This window comes from Candidatus Dependentiae bacterium, from assembly GCA_026389065.1.
Classification (GTDB): domain Bacteria; phylum Babelota; class Babeliae; order Babelales; family Chromulinivoraceae; genus JACPFN01.
The window spans coordinates 1-18083 of the sequence record JAPLIP010000012.1; the positions used below are offsets into that span (position 1 = coordinate 1).

The following is an 18083-nucleotide window of genomic DNA, read 5'->3' on the forward strand; positions in this document are numbered from 1 at the left end:
AACTCTTTAATTTTTTTCTGTATAAAGATTTCTTCTGCTTGTGGAACTCCAGATGTTAAAAGCTCATCTTGCTCTTCTTTTGTAAGCTGTGATGCTATGCAAGTCGGCCATTGATATTTTAAAAATATCTGTGCAATACCCTCTCCATATTTCAAACGCTCTTTCTCGCTTAAAGACTTAAATAAATTATGCTCCCTTTTTACTATTAAAAGTTCCGATCTAGAAATTAAAGGAATTATCAATAAGCCAATAAAAACTAAAATCTTATGGTTTGCATGCATAGAGAATCCTTTATATTAACCAATTTTTTCTACAAATTAATATGCCAACAAGGCAAAAGACAATATTTTTATACATTATTGTCTTTTCTCTTGACCTGTAAGCACAAACAAATAAAGTTAAACTCATATGTTTCACTAAATTCTATTTTTCTGATACAGTAATTTTCACCACTGAACTGATTTAGAAGCCATTTAATTGCTGGATCCCCGGGTTCAAGCCCGAGGACGACGATATTGAGGATTTTTTATTATGAAATTTTGTATTATTGGACTAGGAAGATTTGGTCAACAATTAGCAAAAAGCCTAGCTGAACACCAAGCAGAAGTTTTAGCTATCGATACCAACGAACATGAAATAGCAGCTGTTCAAAATTATGTTACACAAGCAATTTGCACAGAGATTACCGATGCAGCGTCTCTTGAAGCTATCGGAATTGAAGAAATCGACGTTGCAATTATTGCAATTGGTGAAAACGTAGCACAAGCAATTTTAATTGCAGCAATTATCAAAAAACGCTTTAAACATGTAAAAGTTATAGCTCGCGCAACATCCCAAACACAAAAAGAAATACTAAATCTTTTAAAAGTTGACGATGTTATCAGACCAGAGCAAGAAGCTGCTATCAATCTAGCAGACACTTTAAGCTCTCCATTTAAAAACCTAGCAAGACTTAGCAAAACTTTTTCAATCGGACTTATTCAAGTGCCTGAAGACTTTGTAAGCAAAACAGTTAAAGAGTTTGATCTTTACAATAATTATAAAGTTAACTGCATTGCCGTAAAAAGAGATAAAGAATTCATTTCTATCAATGAAAATTACACATTGCTTGACTATGATGAACTTATAGTCTCAGGAAAAAATGAAGACATCGCCGCCTTTGATAGAGATAAATCAAAATAACCATTTAAACTATCTAACCAAATGCTCATCATCATCAGAATCCTCTAATCTTTTTGGCCTTAAAAGCTTTTCTCTATTAAAAGCTTGCTCACCAATGAATGCTTTACGGCTTTTTTCATATAATGATTCTGTTGTTTCGCGCGCAGTATCTAAAACAGACCTTGCACCTCTTGCAGTCTGGCTTCCCAAACTATTTACTGCACTTTTCAACCTGGCAGTAAACGGAATTGACTGAGCGCTTTCACCTGTCTGAACAGCCACATTTCTAAACTGTTTATTCTCAACAGGAGATGATTTTACAACTCGTGGAGTTTGTCCAAATAAAATATTATTTGAAGATAATTTTACCAGTTGAGTCTCTGGCTTATAAAGTGTATCTCTGTTAGTCTTTGAACTTTCGCTAGAAATTATAGTATTTGATCGTCTCGATGATGCTTGGCTAAACTTTGACCCCCAAAACTTTACAGCTCCCTGTTGCTCAGGTGTTAGCCCATCACTAGAAACTTCTCTTGAGCTTGTAGACTCAGATCTTGGAGTTACAACATCTTCTGATAATTTAGAAAAATTTAATTTAGGTATTGTTGGTCGATTTGGCTCAGGCAAGACCTCTTCATCATTACTTTCTGTATCAGAATCAGTCTTTTCAAAATTAGATTCTTTACCTGCATTTAAATAATTTTCAATATCATAATCATTAAAAGCGCTATGTGAATAATGAAATTGATCTTTCAAATCAAACGGGATGGTTAATTCTGGCCAATTTGCAAAGCAATCAGCATCTTTCATTGTTTCTGAATCAGTTCCAGCCTTACTAATCATATCAAACAATTTATCATGCTGCTTTTTATAATAATCATATTCTTCTATCTGAACAGATGCTTTTAAGTGTAAAAACTCACGCGCGTCTAAATAATGATTGCCAGAATTAAATTTATCTAAAGATTGTTTAAGCTGAGACTTTTCCGTAAGATCTGACGTCTCTCTAATTTGACTATTTAGACTAACTACAATTTCTTTATCTAATTCTTGTATATGTTTTTCTAGCACCCAAGATCTATTAATAATTAACTGCAGTGTTTCTATGTTTTGATCAACGTTTTTTTGTTCTGGATCACTTAAATCATCATATTTCACATGAGACTTTAATTCTTGAATCTCTTCTGGAGAAATTTGATGCGGCTGTTCCTCATATGCCTGAGCATTACAAACAGAAGAAACAAAAAATAACGCTAAAACTAAAAGATTTTTTATAGAAAATTTCATAAGTTCCCTTACCTTTTTTAAAACTAACCCCTACATACCTTAATAAGATACTTAATTTAATCTTTAAAAATCAATAGTTCTTCACTTTTTATAAAAACGATTTATAAATAACAGTATAGATTTGTTGTCCAAATGCATAAAAAAGGTACTTTATGTTGGAATTTTTAACTTCAGATTTGATAGCGAAAATACTCATCGGCAATGCGATGATACTTTTAACTTGGTATTTTTTACTATTAAACCAAGTTTCAAAACATGTTTTACGAGTCTATTTTTGGATACATCTTTTGACCTACTCGGCAATTAGCTCACTTTTTATTTTTGAAGATGTATTCATTAAGTTTGATTCAAATCCATTAAAAACTATTATATTTGATTTTACCTATACAAACTTCCCACTATATCTAACGTCTTCTGCTTGTTTGATTGGAAGCTATATTTTATTTGATTATCTAGCTCAACGTCACAATGTTTCAAAGATTGTCGCCTTAAGCCAAATGAGCATTATTATTTCAACGCTTGGATATCATTTTTTAGGCGATAAAATGACACTTGTTTCAGCAATAGGCATGATGACAATTGTCATAGGCGCTCTTATTTCTGGACTAACCAGGCTATCAATGAAACACCCGATAAAATCTTTGAAAGAATATGATAAAAGTCTGGTTTCTTGGTCGATTTTAAATGCATCTTTGATTGCAATACCTGAACTTATCACTTATCTGTGCACTGCACATTACGATCCAACGACAAGAGAAATATTAAAATTATTAACTCGTCATACCCATGGAATACCTTTTGCAACAGTAATTCCTCTTTATATGAACGTTGGCGTACAGTGCTTTAATATTATTTTATTACTATCCTGGATCTGGCATACCTCAAGAAAGCATATAAACCTTGGAGCTTTTGTTTCAGACCACAAAAGACTAGTTTTAACATTAGCTTTTTTACATATTGGCTATGTTTATTGCTACTACAGCGTTTTTGACATGATTGAAAATAAAAACATTATATCTGGGATCGTGCAGCTTTATCTACCACTTACCATGATTGGTGGAGCTATTTTATACCGCCAACACTGGAATAAATTTGAAGTCATTGGTATGAGCATTATTGCAATTGGTAGCATTATTACCATTTTTGCATAAATTAAAAAAACTTAACAAAAAACCCTACTCTTTAAGAATAGGGTTTTTTGTTATCTCATTAAAACATAAAAAAAGGCGGGCTTTTTAAGCTCACCTTTTTTTATGAATTTTTGTCTCAAAACTACTAATTTCTAGAAAGATTCGACACGAATAATTGTTTGCGGTTGACGATGCCCTTTTTTCACCCGGCTTTTTTTACGACGTTTAAATCGGAAAATGATGATTTTAGGACCCTTCATGTGCTTAACAATCGTTGCTTTTAAGCTAGTACCTACAAAAGGCTGCCCAATTTCAACTGTATCATTATCTTTTTTGAGAAGAACTTCTTTGAATTCTACCAAAGCTCCAGCTTCACCATCGATTTTTTCAATCGAAACTGTTTTGCCTTCGATGCCCTGATACTGCTTAGTGCCAATCTGAAAGATTGCATATTTAGTGAATGAGTCTTGTCGTTCCATGAACATAACCTTTTGATCGCGTGATTTCATTTAATAAACATAATTTTAACACACTTTATCAACCCTGTAAAGAATCGATTTTTTAACTTATTACAAAAACTCTTGTAAACCGAAAAAGAATATTGCTACAATTCTATAAAAGGGCTTTATATAACTAAAAAAAGGGAGGGTTTATTTCATGAGAATTACCAAATATCTAATCTTGGGACTTCTAGTAATTAGTGTTACCAAAAAAATGTATCTAAGCGATAATGGGCGCCCACTGCCGTTTAAGCTAGCATTGTCACAAAAAGATGCTCAAACTTCTACCAATTCAATTAAAGAACCAGACTTGTCAAAAATGGTTGGATTTTATGATCCTATAGCTAAAACAGCTACCATTACCTTTCACAACGTTGTTGAATATAATAAATCAGTTACTCCACCAAATGTTATGAATAAAGAGTTAAAGTTGTTTGGAGCAATGCCAACACCAAATCAAAATGACAATAAAACTTCTTTTATTCGACCTGGCGGCATTAGACAAATCACAACTTTATACGGAATCCCACACACAGATGAATCAAACAATTCTAAGCCCGACCAAGATTTATTGGTTCAAGATGCAAGATACAAAGGTGACGACCTTGAACATTACGACCAAGCATCTAGAACAGCTACTTTAAAAAATGGAAAAGTCTATGTTGGAGTGATTGAGTACAGCCAAGCGGTAACGCCTCCAAACATTTCAAATCCGGCTTTAAAAAGTTTTGCAACCATTGCAACCCCAAACTTTGAAGCATCATCATCTCGCATGTCTGGCGCAAAAAGAGCAAAAACGACGTTATTTGGTATTCCAGTATCTGGTGAGAAGCTGACCGTAAAATCAGACTCTAATGGTATCGGTTTTTACTGGCCAGAAAGTAAAATTGTACAATTAAATAATGGCGAAACCTTAGTTTGTATCATAGAAGAAAAACAGGGTAACTATAAAAAAACAGGTGCTCATGCTATCGGCCCAGTCTACACATGGTTCTCAAGTGATGATTTAAAACAGTATGGTATCTCAAACATGGACAGTGATTTTAAATCTCGAGTTGAACAGATCGGGACAACCAAAATTGATCATGCTCGTGTAACTTTAAACGGAGTTAGGCTTTCTGGATCAAGCAACCTTGAAGGTCTTGTTTTACAAAGACCATCAAAGCCATCTGATTACTTTAATTATCTTGAACGAAACAAAACTAATAAAAGCTTATTGTCAGATAGAGAAAAGGCCAACTCTGTAGTTGGTTCAATGACCAACTTTTTAGGAGCAACGCATTCTTCTGGCGCGCCACTTGCTCTTTTAAATCAACAATCTGAGAACAATTAATCAATACGTTAATTTAAGCAATAAAAAACTCCCGAACGGTTCGGGAGTTTTTTATTGCTTAAATTAACTTTTATTATGGCAAGCATTTAATGCTTGTAGCTGTTGCAGCAATCGCTTCGATACAAGTTTCAATGCTTGGTCCATATGCTGGTGATGGCAAAGCTTTTGCACAGCAATCATCAAATGGCAGGGCCGTTGGCCCATCTTCTATTCTATCATTAATAAACTTATCGAGCGCAGAATCAATTAAATCATCATCGCTCATAGATTTTGGCGACTGAGCACCTGAATCGTTACTTAATGAGTCAGAAGAAATTAAACTATCAGAACTTAATTCATCTTCAATTTCACCTAACTTTATATTTTTAATCTTTTCTACAAAAGCAGCCCACAGCCCGCCGCCTTTATTTAATATTTTTTTAATAATCGATTCTTGTTGCAAGGCCATAGGCTTTTGCTCAGGAATACCAATCACTGGCAAATCATTAATAATTAATTTTGGCAGCATCTGCTTAAATATCGCAGGGTTTACGCCCTTATAAAAAGCTTTGATATTTTTTAACCTTGGATTTACAGCTTGAACTTTCGTTGGTACTTCTACAATTGGATCTTCTGACTGCAATATTACTTTATCAATACTTTCTGCAATCTCTACAGGCTGATCTTTTTCGAAGAGAGTTATCTTTTCAATATTTTCTGGTACTTCTACAATTGGATCTTCTGACTGCAACATTACTTTATCAATACTTTCTGCAATCTCTACAGCCTGATCTTTTTCCAAGAGAGTTATCTTTTCAATATTTTCTGGTACTTCTGCAATTTGCAAAATATCTTCTTTTATATGATCTATGTTCATAATCTCTTGAGCCTCTACGCTTTCAGGAGTTACCACAACAGGCGCATCAGGAACTTTATTTTGATCTCCTGTAAAAATTGGCATTTCCGCTTGATTAATCTCAGGCTCTTGAATCGCTTGAATTTCTAAATTTGTATTTATAAACTGATCAATATTTATTTCTGGTTCCGCTATTGGTAATGGTACTTGTAAAATTGGTTCAGCCGGCGAATCAGATGAGCTTTCACTTACTTGCTCATTTACTGACTCTTTTTCAACTTCAATCTGAGCATTTGTAGCTATTTTATCAACGGGCTTAATACCTTGCTTAATATTTTGAATTGGAGATGAATAATCATCTACATAATTTTTTGATGCTTTTTTATAATCAATGCCTACAGCATTATTTGCATTCATTTCAGGCTTTTGATTTTCAACCGAATAAGTTAAATAATTTTGCGTAGCCTGATCATTTGGTGTAGCCAAAGACCTAGGCCGAGGATTCAATTGATTTTGAAACGGCAAGTATTGATTATATCCTTGCTCATAATTCGACTGACTAGCATGATTATCATAATTTTTATTTTGAAATTCTGATGAATTTGTCACCGTTACTCCAATATTTCTTTTTTTATTCTCTGGTAAAACGTCAACATGCGATAACGGCTTATGATTGGGTAATTTTTCTGAGTTATCTGCAACAACAGGTATGCTTAAATACTCTGAGCTTGCAGACATAGAAATCCTTCTATCTTTTTTTCTTAGCCCGTTGCTTGATACTTTCAATCGATCTAATGGCTTAAAAGAAGCTTCCGGATTAAAAGAAACATTAAAGTGACTTGTCTGCGAAACTGCATGGTGAGCAAAATCACAAAACGTTATAACAGCAAAAAGTATTAAATTTTTAAGTAATTTCTTCATTTGAAAGCCCTTTCACTCACAGGATTTTGAGCACTTTTTAATCCATTTTATATACTCAAAATACGCTATTTCTCGAAAGTCTGCAAAGGCTGCCACCACTTTTTAATGTTATTAGAACTGACTTTTTTGAGCCGTATGCCCCTTAAGCTCCCAAAGAAGGTCGAATGCCTGCTTTGGTGATAAATTATCAAAATCGATATTTGAAAGTCGATCCATGATTATTTTTGAGGCAGGATCGATTTCAGCCTCATGCAACCCATAATGAGAAGTCGCAGGCTTATAACTTTCGCCCCTGGTCAAATTTGAGCTATTTCCATGCAGTCCTGATAGTACCTGCTGAGCTCTAAAAATGACTTCATTTGGAATGCGAGCTAACTTTGCAACTTCAAGACCAAAGCTACCATCAGCCTTACCAGCTACAATTTTATGTAAAAAAAGAATTCCTGCTGCTGTACGCACGCTATCAGCATAATAACTTACAATTCCAGGTAAACTCTCTTGTAGGTCTGTAAGCTCATGATAATGCGTCGCAAAAAGACAGCGTGCTGTAATTTTATTAAAAATATGCTCGACTATTGCTTGTGCAAGAGCGAGCCCATCATAGGTGCTCGTGCCACGACCAACCTCATCTAAAATCACCAAACTATGCTTTGTTGCGAACTGTAAAATCTGAGCAGTTTCTTCCATTTCTATCAAAAAAGTACTTTTCCCCTGAGCAAGAAAATCCCCAGCTCCAATTCTGGTAAAGATTCGATCTAAAATCGCCAGCTGAGCGCTTTTGGCAGGAACGTTACTACCACATTGAGCAAGCAAACAAATTAAAGCAACTTGACGTAAATATGTAGATTTACCACCCATGTTTGGCCCTGTTACGATCCACAAAGATTGATCATCAGTCAAGTTGGTATCATTTGCTATAAACTTTTCACACAGCATTGAAGCTACAATTGGATGCTTACCGTCTTTTATAACAATATCTCTGTCTTGACCGAATTCTGGCTTGACCCAGCCAAGCTCATAAGAAACTTTTGCAAATCCAACGAGTGCATCAACGTTTGCAAGAGCTTGACTTGCAATACGAAGATCATGAACATAAACCTTTACTTGAACTTTCACCTGTCCAAAAACTTCTTTTTCAAGTCCTGAAAATTGCTGCTGCGCATGTAAAATTTCAAACTGTAACGCCTGCAAAAACTTAGTTGTAAATCGCTTACGACCAACTAAACTTTGCAGCTCTATGTAATCTTCTGGAATAGAATCTAAATGAGTATTGGTAATTTCAATGTAATAACCTTGCAAGCTGCTATGACGAATTTTTAATGAGTTAATACCAGTTTTTTTTATCTCTTGACGCTCAAGCTCTAAGACTTTACTGCTGCCATTTTCAACCATATCCCTCACGCGATCGAGAGACTCATCAAATCCTTTTTTAATGATTCCGTCTACATCCCTATCATCATTGCATGAAGCTAAAAGCAAAGACTCCAATACAGAAAAATCGCTCAAGGATTGTACTAACCCATTTAAAAAATCAGTCTTGCTCGACTTTAAAAGCTGCTGCAAATCTGGCAAATTACTTAAAATTACTCCCAGCGTTGCATAATCCTGAAGGTTTGCTCGATCTAATGCTATCCGACCAACAATTCTTTGCATATCGCCACAACCTGAAAGGACATCTTGAACTTTTTGAAAAAAAACAGCTTGAGAGAGAAACTCCTGGACCACATTCTGACGCTGAAAAATAATGTTTTTATCCATCAAAGGAGAAAGAATCCACCTCTTAATCATCCGAGAACCCATTGGAGTAATCGCTTTATCCATCAAAGAAAACAAACTATGACTACTTGAGCCATCAAAGCTATTTTTAATTAAATCTAAGTTTTTTTGTGTAGCCCCATCAAGCATCAAAAATGATTCTGGTTCATACATGGTGATTGATTTAAACTCACAAAGCGCTCTTTGTTGGTTTTTTTGCACATATTTTTTCCACAAAATCGTTGCATATAAAAGTGAGTTTTGCTTTTCAAGCTCACGAAAGGATTGCTCATCAAGCTGCTGGCTCAACCATGCTGTCTCTTGATCAATTAAAGATTTATCGAAATTAAGATCATAAGCAGTAGTAAAAAAACCCCGTTGCTTAAAAAAAGATTCATATGAATGCATAGATTTATTTTGCAGCAAAAGAACTTCATCTGGCAAAAAACGAAACAGCTCTGCTTCAAGTTGCCTAGATGATCCATAGGGCAAAACTGTTGCATGAAGCTGCAATGTTAAAAGTTCTGAAAAAAGTAATCCATAGCCGGCCTTTGTTGGGAAAAAAGAAAAAAGATAAGAATTCGATTTGCTATCCAAAAGATTTTCTGAAATGAGCATGCCAGGAGTAAGCACATTTGTAACACCTCGAGCTACCATTTTTCCAGCTGTTGCGACTTCCAACTGATCACAAAGCGCTAGCTTAAAGCCCCCTTTAACTAAACGGGTAATATAATGATCGACTGCATGAATAGGAAATCCACAAAGAGGTATCGGCTGACCATTAAACATACCCCTCTTTGTCAGCGTTATTCCTAAAAACTCTGATACCTTTTTAGCATCATCAAAAAACAACTCATAAAAATCACCAACCTGAAAAAGAATAAGCGTGTCTTTATGTTCTGCCTTTATCGTAAAATACTGCTTCATTAGTGGGGTAAGACCAGATAGGTCTTGATTGCCAAATAGCTCAAATTGTTGCAAGAAAATTCCTTTAAAAACCCTATTGAAATCAGCCAAAAAAGATATTATAACAATACCAATTCTTTGTTTTTTTTCAATTTTTTCAAAAAACCCTTAGAATTCAACAATCAAATTATGCTACCAGCAAAAGCTTTTTTCTTGAAAAAATATGGCGTTTGTTTATACTTTTTACATTAAGATATTTAATAAAAGCTATTAGGGTCATTGATTTAGGGTTATCCATGAAAAAACAACTTTTCTTATTATTTTTTACCGGAATTGTAATTAATTCGCATTTTATTAGACCATCTGACTCTTCTGCCCAAAATCCTCTACAAGATTGGCTGATAGCACATATTAACAATGTGGAAGACTCTGAACTCTATGATGCTTTTGAGTCTTTTAAAAATTCAAAACTATTTAAAGAGCTAGGATTTGAAAGATTTGAGTGGAAAGAAGTCAAAAGAAATCATACCGGTGGATGCTTTAAAGATAGCTCTTATTGTTCAAGATTCCCAGGACATGAAAAAAATCCTGAAAAAGAAGAGTGGTATTTAATGACAGCATGGAAAGCGACTTCCTTAAAAAAGGAAAATCAAATTACCACATCTGGACAAAATTAAATAATCATTTTAAATTAATTTATTAAATATAATCAATCGCTGCTGAAATTAAGGCTTTTATGAAAAAACTACCTCTCATTTCTATGTGTTTTAGCTTGCTGCCAATTATGGCAATCTGCTCACAAGGTTTAAACCCATCTGCAAAGGAATACATTCCTAAAAAAACATTATCTGCATACCTTGGATGGAAAAGTTCAAAAATGGCTGCTTGGAAACCAAAGCATGCTCACGCTTCTAGCGATCTACAAGGGTTCGATTTTTATGAAGGTCAGCTTCAGTGCAATCAAAAGCTTCCAGAATATCGCATTTTGATAACACCTAAGTATAATCCGGCGAATTCACCCTTGTCTCGAGATATCTTCGGATCAGCTCTTTAATAAAAAATTTAAACAATAAAAAACCGACATTCAATTCAATTTTGAATGTCGGTTTTTTATTGTTTTTAAAACAAGCTAAATAGCTTGAGCCATATGCTTTTTAAGATATTTTCCAGTATAACTATTAGCAGCCTGAGCAACATATTCTGGAGTCCCTTGCGCAACTATCTGACCACCAGCAAATCCACCATCTGGACCAAGATCAATGATAAAATCTGAAACTTTTAGCACGTCTAAATTATGCTCGATAACGATAATTGAGTTGCCTTTATCGATAAGTCGATTTAAAACAACAAGCAATTTTACAATGTCATGCGAGTGAAGACCCGTTGTGGGCTCATCTAAAACATACAAGGTATTTTGACCACGCTTTGCAAGCTCATTAACAAGCTTGATTCGTTGCGCCTCTCCGCCAGAAAGAGTTGTTGACGCCTGTCCAAGTTTTAAATAATCCAGACCAACATCGCAAAGAAGCTGCAATCTTTTAACTAAAACAGTATGTGCACTAAAAAATTCTTTTGCTTCAAATGCCGTCATATCAAGCACATCTGCAATATTTTTTCCTTTGTATAAAATTTGTAGAGTCTCTACACTGTACCGCTTACCGCGACAAGCCTTGCAAGTCATGATCACATCAGGCAAGAAATGCATAGAAACAGTAATAATTCCATCTCCATGACACTTATAACATCGCCCTTTTGCTACGTTAAAACTAAATTGCCCAACATCATACCCACGAATTTTACTATCTGGCAGCCCAGCAAAGAGTTCTCGAATACCATTAAAAATTCCAATATACGTTGCTGGATTTGAGCGAGATGTTCTTCCGATTGGGCTTTGATCAATTTGGACCATGTTTTCAATATGCTCAAGGCCATCAATCTTAGTTTTGTCAAAAATCTGCCATTTCTGAAATGAATCAAGCTCTTTTTGCAGAGTTGGAACAAGCTCTTCAAAGATCAAAGAACTTTTTCCAGAACCAGAAACCCCTGAAATAGAGCATAAAACATGCAAGGGAAATGAAACTGTTACATCCTGTAAATTATTTTTAGTTGCATGTTTTAGGGTTAAAAACTTATCCGTCGTTCGTCTAATTTCTGGAGCCTTAATTTCAAGCTCTCCAGATAAATATTTCCCGGTAAGCGAATTTGGGTTGTTCATAAGATCTTGTGGCGTTCCGCAAGCTGTAACCATTCCACCATGCACACCTGCCGCAGGACCCATATCAATAACATAGTCAGCTATTTTTATGGTATCAATATCATGTTCTACCACGATCACAGAGTTGCCAAGATCTTTTAATGATTTTAAAGTCTCTATCAACCGATCATTATCTCGCTGATGAAGGCCAATGCTTGGCTCGTCTAAAATATAAAGAACGCCGCTGAGCGCACAGCCAACTTGTTTTGCTAAACGAATGCGCTGTCCTTCGCCGCCAGAAAGCGTACGAGCTGTTCGATTTAAAGACAAATAAGAAAGCCCAACGTTAACCAAAAACTGTAACCGTTGTGTAGTTTCTTTTAAAATACTTATCGCAATCTCTGCTTCAAATTCAGATAATTGTAAGTTTTGCAAAAACAAAACCGCTTGATCGATTGGCATATCGCCAACCTCAAAAATATTCTTGCCTCCAATGGTAACTGATAACGCCTGCCTAGAGAGCCTTTGCCCCAAGCATTGATGACAAGCTTTTACCTGCCGCATCATATAAAGTTCATATCCATCATTTTCTTGCTCATGCTCTACACCAAGACCATCACAGACTTGACATGCACCAACAGGAGAATTAAAAGAAAAGAATCTAGGTTCAAGCTCTGGAAATGCAACCTGGCAGCCTAAACACATGCGCTTTGATGAATACAATGTTGAAACATCGTCGACTTGTATTTTGCAAAGACCATCTGCAAAATCAAAACTTTTTTGAACAGCTTCACTGACTCGAGATAGACAATCGTCATCTTGATCGATCGTTATGCTATCGAGTAGGACGTCAATGGAATGCTTATAACTTTTTTTAAGCCCTAAGGCTTCAATCTCATTAACATGAGAAATTTTATGCAGCTGACCATCAATAACAAATCTGTAAAAGCCTTTTGCTAAGAAATCTGCAAGTTCTTGTTTAAACTCACCCTTGCGCTCTTGAACAACTGGAGCAACAATTGTCACAATTTTTTGTCCATAGCTGGCCAAAACATATTGGGCAACCTGGCTTGCACTGTAAGCTTTAATTTCTTTGCTGCACAGGCTACAATGCGGCACTCCAATTCTTGCAAAAAGAACCCTTAAATAATCATAAACTTCTGTAATGGTTCCAACCGTAGAGCGAGGATTGTGACCCACTGTTTTTTGTTCTATGGCAATAGCAGGACAGAGCCCATCAATTCGATCAAAGTCTGGTTTTTTTGCTATCCCTAAAAACTGACGAGCATAAGACGAAAGTGATTCCATGTAACGACGCTTACCTTCAACAAATAAAATGTCTAAGGCTAGTGAACTTTTACCAGATCCAGAAGGACCAGTAATAACAACTAACGAATTTTTTGGAATAGAAACCGAAATGTTTTTAAGATTATGTTCCCTTGCGCCAACTACTTTTATTTCATTCATTAAAATCAACCTTTCTTTAAAAATGAAGCGATACCACGCACCTAAAGTTCATGATATCGCGCTATAACTAAAAATAGTATACCAACTAAACTAAAAAGCTTTTGTTACAATGTCGCCTAAAAACCTAAAGGGCCTGGGTCGTCCTTTGTTTGCACGATTAAAATCTTTCATAGCTTTGATCATTTCTGGATCATCGCTTTCATTAAAATATAAAACAAGACTTTTTAAGCCCTTTAAAGATTCCTTTTCTTCTTCTCTTTTTGAAGACATCTGAGTTTTTTCTGCATCTCTTAGTTCAGCTGCACTTTTTTCTCTATATAACTCTCTAAGATTTGCACTACTCTTAATCTTCAAAAAATTAAGGTCCCTATTTTCACTTTCTTTAATAGCTACTCGACATTCTGTTTCTTTTCTCGATAGCTTATTTTTTAGACGCTGAAAGCTATATATATCATAATCAGCATATAAGTCCTCACGGGTTTCAGCTTCTTCTAAATTTGTTAAGTAACGATACAAAGTCTCTACTCTTATTAACTCTGCTCGTTCCAAGCGATCTATCTCTGCCTTTTTTTTAGAATAAACCGGTCCCGATGTCACCGTAAAGCTAGGCCTCACAGATGAACCAATCGTACAGATAACAAAAAACGCTGCTGGAAATAAAAACTTTTTCATGTAGAGCCCCCTCTAACATTTGAACAAACAATAAACACTTTTTAGCGATAACATCTTTATATTAAGGCTTTTATTAAGTATATGCTTTTTAACAAGTTCTGTAAAACCACTCTAGCTTTTTGTGCGATTACGCGTATACTTCTTACTACTTAATGTGGTGAGCGTAGCTCAGTTGGTAGAGCACCAGGTTGTGGTTCTGGGGGTCATGGGTTCAATCCCCATCGCTCACCCCAAAAAATTTCAAATCTTTGATAAAAGTCATATGTCGGGGCGTAGCGCAATTGGTAGCGCACTCGCTTTGGGAGCGAGGGGTTGTGAGTTCAAGTCTCGCCGCCCCGACCATTTAATGACAATCCATCTTTCTACTATCGAAAGGAAAACCTATGACACATGTATGGTTTCTTCTAACTGTCTCTTTTATAATTCTAGAACTTTCTAACCCAGGTTTATTTTATTTCCTGTCTCTTGCGATAGGATCTGCCTGTCTGTTTTTATTAAGTTTTTATGATTATGCAAACTGGTTTCCATTAATTTGCTTAGACATTGAAACTCAAAGTATTGCTACTCAGTGTATAGTCTTTTTTGCGACAACCTTAATTGCTCTTTTTTTACTGCATCGATATGCAAAAAAAAGCCAAAAACAAAAAGGATCAAAGGCATACCTATCAAACATGTATCAACTCATTGGAAAAACAGTTGAAATTACATCAGTCGATGATTTTTGCGAATTGTCTGGATACGGAAAAGTAAGCAATGAAACATGGCCCATAAAGCTACAAGTTCATCAAAATCTAAAATCACCTCAACTCAAAGTAGGAATGCTTGCAACCATAACCGGTGTTCAAGGTTGCCACCTACAAATAGTCTTAATAGACCATAACTAAAAAACAGATCGCCCAAAACAATCATTAACAATAAAGGATTTATTATGTTGTTATTTGAAGTAGGAATTTTTTTTATTGTGCCTCTTTTTTTAATGGTAATTTTACTTTTAAAAAGCACTATCTTGGTACAACAAGCAGAAACAGTAATCATTGAAAGACTTGGTAAATTTGACAGAGTTTTGACACCTGGACTGCATTTAATTGTGCCGTTTGTGGATCAAAAACGTTATTGCCTTTGGACTTTTCTTTATTTTTCACAAAACAAACGATACGAAACATTTACTAGAAACTTCTATCGCATTGATTTAAGAGAAGCTGTGTATGAATTTCCAAAACAAAACGTAATTACAAAAGATAACGTTATGATGGAAATTAACGCACTACTTTATTATCAAATAACTGACGTGAAAGCTGCTGTGTACGAAGTGTCAAATCTTCCAGAAGCAATTGAAAAAATAACACAAACGACTCTTCGTAACGTTATTGGCTCACTTGATCTTGACGAATCGCTTATCTCTCGCGATCAAATCAACACAAAACTTCGCATCATCTTAGATGAAGCTACAGATAAATGGGGAGTTAAAATTAATCGTGTTGAGCTGCAAGAAGTTAACCCTCCTCGCGATATTCAAATCGCTATGGAAAAACAGATGCGAGCTGAGCGTGACCGTCGAGCAATTATTTTAGAAGCTGAAGGTGCAAAACGTTCTGCTATTTTAAATGCTGAAGGCGAAAAAGAATCACAAATTCTTAAAGCTCAAGGACAAGCGGAATCAAAAATAATTGCTGCAGAAGCTGAAGCTTTATCTAGACTTAGATTTGCTGAAGCTGAAGCAAAATCACTTGAAGTTATGAAAGCAGCTATTCCAGATATCGACCCTGTTCAATATTTGACCGCTCTTAAATACATTCAAGCTCTGCCAGAAATGACTAAAGGCTCTGATAATAAATTAATTATTATTCCTTATGAAGCTTCTGGACTTGCAAACTCTGTTGCTTCAATTAAAAAAATATTTGAAGAAGTAAAATAAAATACAACAATAAAAAAAGGTATGGCTGCTTTCAATAAAGCAGCCATACCTTTTTTATTGCTACCAGCTAAAAAAACTTTGACCACTTCAAAGGTTTTTAGTAAAATAGTACCCATATAAAATCTTTTTTTCAATATCGCCAAAGGGGGCAAAATGTTTAAACATTCTCTATTTTTATCAATTATTGTGACAATGATCTCAGCACCAACATCTGCTAGCAATTTCACAAAATTTCTCAAAAAAGAAGCTTACGAAACTCAATCAATATTATCTGACAAGCTACATACGAATTCGTATACCATCTCTGAAAAACTTGAAAAATGCCTAGATCGAAAAAACAGTAGCGCAAAAAAAGACTCAAGTTACAATAAATCATGTCTTGAAGAAATTTCAAAAGAAATAGCCGTCGAAAAAACCAAAAACTTGAAGGCTATGCGCAATCTTTTCGCAGCAAGGGCTGCAAAATACCTCGTAGCAAGCTTAGCAAAAGATGCTTCTTTAAAAAACACAGTGTCTGCAATTAATGGCATTTCAAGCTTATCTGATTTAACAGTTATTGGGCTTGGAGCTGATCAATTTTTCTTATACGATCTTGAATCTAAAATAGAAGATGCAAAAAAATCATAGACTAAAACTTCTCTAAAAGCATCTGAAAATCAAGCAATACAAAACATTGTTCTTGAAAAGATCCAAAAAGAGAGTAAATTGTTGCTTATGTGTCGGGGCGTAGCGCAATTGGTAGCGCACTCGCTTTGGGAGCGAGGGGTTGTGAGTTCAAGTCTCGCCGCCCCGACCAGCTTTCGCCAAGGCTTCAGCTGGGACGCCCATTACTGAATGCCCAAAGCAATATTCAAAAAAATTAGTTATAAAAAAAGGCAGGATTTACCTCCTGCCTTTTTCATTTGTAAATCAAATTAATCTTTGCTATCTCGATATGCAGCTCGCAAAATAACAAGCAACCCAACAAGTGCAAATAAAATAGATAAAAGATGCATGTTTAATCCATAAACGGTCGGGCAAATTGTTGAACCCCAGAATGCACACATTTGATGTAAGATTAGCGCACTCATAATGCATGCTGATGAAATAATTGGCATAAAAAAAACAGTGCCAATATATAACAAAGCAATTGATAATGTTCCACCCACTAAAAGTTTTACAAAATTATTTATGCATAGTTGCCGCTCATGAGTTTTAAACGCATCAGTTTTTTTCCATCCTGCATCTAATTTTTTATATTCTTTAGATTCATAGTCATGAATTCCTTTTTCTCTATATTCTTTAAAGAAATTACTATAGCTCCTACTATAGTTTTCATATTCAACCTTCGGGCAAACAACTTGCAAGCCAAGCCAAATTGTCGCAGGCAAAACAACCACCAATGCAATTGCAATTACCCATTCTTGCCATGAACTATTTATATTTCTTTTCATGTTATTTCCCTTGTCTTTGCAAACGATACAAAGCGTATCCAATAATTAACAATGCTAAAACAGCAAGCGAAAATCTAAGAAGGTCTGTCACCTTTCCCCAAAATGGAAGGCTACCAGAAATTAAAGACCACATCCCTGTCAGTACCAACCCAAAACCTAACCCTTTTTTGAACTTAAACATGCCCAAGGCAAGAAGAACACAACCAGTAACTCCTAAATATAAAAAAAGTTGCGTGCTACCAAATTGAAAGTAACGCGCAACTTGTTCAATGACAAAATAACCAAGCACCACTATCGAAAGTGCATAGGAAGCTTGAACAACTTTTTGAGTGTTTTCCATACTAATTTCTCCTTTGTTAAAAACTATATTGTTCAGACTTCTATATCACACGATCAGTTTGCAACAGTTTTTATCAACTCTTGGTATTTTCAACCAGAATATTTTACAATTTCATAGTCTGACAACAAACAAAGGCTTACAATTATTGTACTCATCAGATTATATGGAGGCATCATGAAAAAATTATTCGCACAAAAAAATCTGTATCTTTTGTCTTTGATTATGACCTTTACAACT

17 protein-coding genes and 3 tRNA genes are annotated in these 18083 nt (G+C 35.2%); 11 read left to right on the top strand and 9 right to left on the bottom strand.

Annotated elements, in window-relative coordinates; all coding sequences use genetic code 11:
- On the bottom strand, positions 1 to 281 hold a 281-nt coding region (locus NTU89_00485; protein MCX5923025.1), incomplete at its 3' end, for a hypothetical protein.
- A 250-nt stretch (positions 282 to 531) separates the two neighbouring features.
- Between NTU89_00485 and NTU89_00490 the strand changes: the two genes are divergently transcribed.
- A complete protein-coding gene (locus NTU89_00490; protein MCX5923026.1) occupies positions 532 to 1182 on the top strand; it encodes a TrkA family potassium uptake protein in 651 nt (216 codons plus the stop codon).
- A 9-nt stretch (positions 1183 to 1191) separates the two neighbouring features.
- Here the strand turns inward: NTU89_00490 and NTU89_00495 are convergent, their stop codons facing one another.
- On the bottom strand, positions 1192 to 2445 hold the full coding sequence (locus NTU89_00495) for a hypothetical protein (GenBank protein ID MCX5923027.1): 1254 nt from the start codon (positions 2443 to 2445) through the stop codon (positions 1192 to 1194).
- 152 nt (positions 2446 to 2597) lie between these two features.
- Here NTU89_00495 and NTU89_00500 point away from each other — a divergent pair, with 152 nt between their 5' ends.
- Positions 2598 to 3596, top strand: coding sequence for a hypothetical protein (locus NTU89_00500; GenBank protein MCX5923028.1), 999 nt, complete (start codon positions 2598 to 2600; stop codon positions 3594 to 3596).
- A 131-nt stretch (positions 3597 to 3727) separates the two neighbouring features.
- On the opposite strand, the gene rplU is transcribed toward NTU89_00500, so the two are convergent.
- Positions 3728 to 4054: a 50S ribosomal protein L21 gene (gene rplU, locus NTU89_00505; protein ID MCX5923029.1), complete on the bottom strand. Its 327-nt coding sequence runs from the start codon at positions 4052 to 4054 to the stop codon at positions 3728 to 3730.
- Positions 4055 to 4232: 178 nt separating this feature from the next.
- Between rplU and NTU89_00510 the strand changes: the two genes are divergently transcribed.
- A complete protein-coding gene (locus NTU89_00510) occupies positions 4233 to 5408 on the top strand; it encodes a hypothetical protein (GenBank protein ID MCX5923030.1) in 1176 nt (391 codons plus the stop codon).
- A 73-nt stretch (positions 5409 to 5481) separates the two neighbouring features.
- Here NTU89_00510 and NTU89_00515 read toward each other — a convergent pair whose 3' ends face one another.
- Positions 5482 to 7164: a hypothetical protein gene (locus tag NTU89_00515; protein ID MCX5923031.1), complete on the bottom strand. Its 1683-nt coding sequence runs from the start codon at positions 7162 to 7164 to the stop codon at positions 5482 to 5484.
- 111 nt (positions 7165 to 7275) lie between these two features.
- Positions 7276 to 9900 (bottom strand): DNA mismatch repair protein MutS, encoded by a 2625-nt coding sequence (mutS, locus tag NTU89_00520; GenBank protein ID MCX5923032.1) that lies wholly within the window; start codon positions 9898 to 9900, stop codon positions 7276 to 7278.
- A 221-nt stretch (positions 9901 to 10121) separates the two neighbouring features.
- Here mutS and NTU89_00525 point away from each other — a divergent pair, with 221 nt between their 5' ends.
- Together NTU89_00525 and NTU89_00530 are read left to right on the top strand one after the other, a co-directional pair.
- Positions 10122 to 10502, top strand: coding sequence for a hypothetical protein (locus NTU89_00525; GenBank protein ID MCX5923033.1), 381 nt, complete (start codon positions 10122 to 10124; stop codon positions 10500 to 10502).
- Between the two features lie 59 nt (positions 10503 to 10561).
- Entirely contained in the window at positions 10562 to 10879 is a 318-nt protein-coding gene (locus tag NTU89_00530; GenBank protein MCX5923034.1) for a hypothetical protein, read from the top strand.
- Positions 10880 to 10954: 75 nt separating this feature from the next.
- Here NTU89_00530 and uvrA read toward each other — a convergent pair whose 3' ends face one another.
- Together uvrA and NTU89_00540 are read right to left on the bottom strand one after the other, a co-directional pair.
- The gene (gene uvrA / locus NTU89_00535) at positions 10955 to 13486 is read right to left on the bottom strand and encodes an excinuclease ABC subunit UvrA (protein ID MCX5923035.1); all 2532 of its coding nucleotides are present in this window, start codon (positions 13484 to 13486) and stop codon (positions 10955 to 10957) included.
- Positions 13487 to 13576: 90 nt separating this feature from the next.
- A complete protein-coding gene (locus tag NTU89_00540; protein ID MCX5923036.1) occupies positions 13577 to 14158 on the bottom strand; it encodes a hypothetical protein in 582 nt (193 codons plus the stop codon).
- A gap of 157 nt (positions 14159 to 14315) precedes the next feature.
- Between NTU89_00540 and NTU89_00545 the strand changes: the two genes are divergently transcribed.
- The 6 genes from NTU89_00545 (at position 14316) to NTU89_00570 (ending at position 16869) form a co-directional block, all read left to right on the top strand.
- A tRNA-His gene (locus NTU89_00545) sits at positions 14316 to 14391 on the top strand.
- A 33-nt stretch (positions 14392 to 14424) separates the two neighbouring features.
- Positions 14425 to 14500: transfer RNA gene (locus NTU89_00550), tRNA-Pro, on the top strand.
- 41 nt (positions 14501 to 14541) lie between these two features.
- Positions 14542 to 15042 carry an NfeD family protein gene (locus NTU89_00555; protein ID MCX5923037.1) on the top strand — a complete coding sequence of 167 codons (501 nt, stop codon included), beginning with the start codon at positions 14542 to 14544 and terminating at the stop codon, positions 15040 to 15042.
- 44 nt (positions 15043 to 15086) lie between these two features.
- Complete coding sequence (locus tag NTU89_00560) at positions 15087 to 16073, top strand: SPFH/Band 7/PHB domain protein (protein ID MCX5923038.1); 987 nt, start codon at positions 15087 to 15089, stop codon at positions 16071 to 16073.
- A gap of 153 nt (positions 16074 to 16226) precedes the next feature.
- Entirely contained in the window at positions 16227 to 16700 is a 474-nt protein-coding gene (locus tag NTU89_00565) for a hypothetical protein (protein MCX5923039.1), read from the top strand.
- Positions 16701 to 16793: 93 nt separating this feature from the next.
- Positions 16794 to 16869, top strand: a tRNA-Pro gene (locus NTU89_00570).
- Between the two features lie 118 nt (positions 16870 to 16987).
- Here NTU89_00570 and NTU89_00575 read toward each other — a convergent pair.
- Together NTU89_00575 and NTU89_00580 are read right to left on the bottom strand one after the other, a co-directional pair.
- Positions 16988 to 17506, bottom strand: a complete 519-nt coding sequence (locus tag NTU89_00575; GenBank protein ID MCX5923040.1) for a hypothetical protein — start codon at positions 17504 to 17506, stop codon at positions 16988 to 16990.
- A gap of 1 nt (position 17507) precedes the next feature.
- A complete protein-coding gene (locus NTU89_00580; GenBank protein MCX5923041.1) occupies positions 17508 to 17846 on the bottom strand; it encodes a hypothetical protein in 339 nt (112 codons plus the stop codon).
- Between the last annotated feature and the right edge of the window lie 237 nt (positions 17847 to 18083).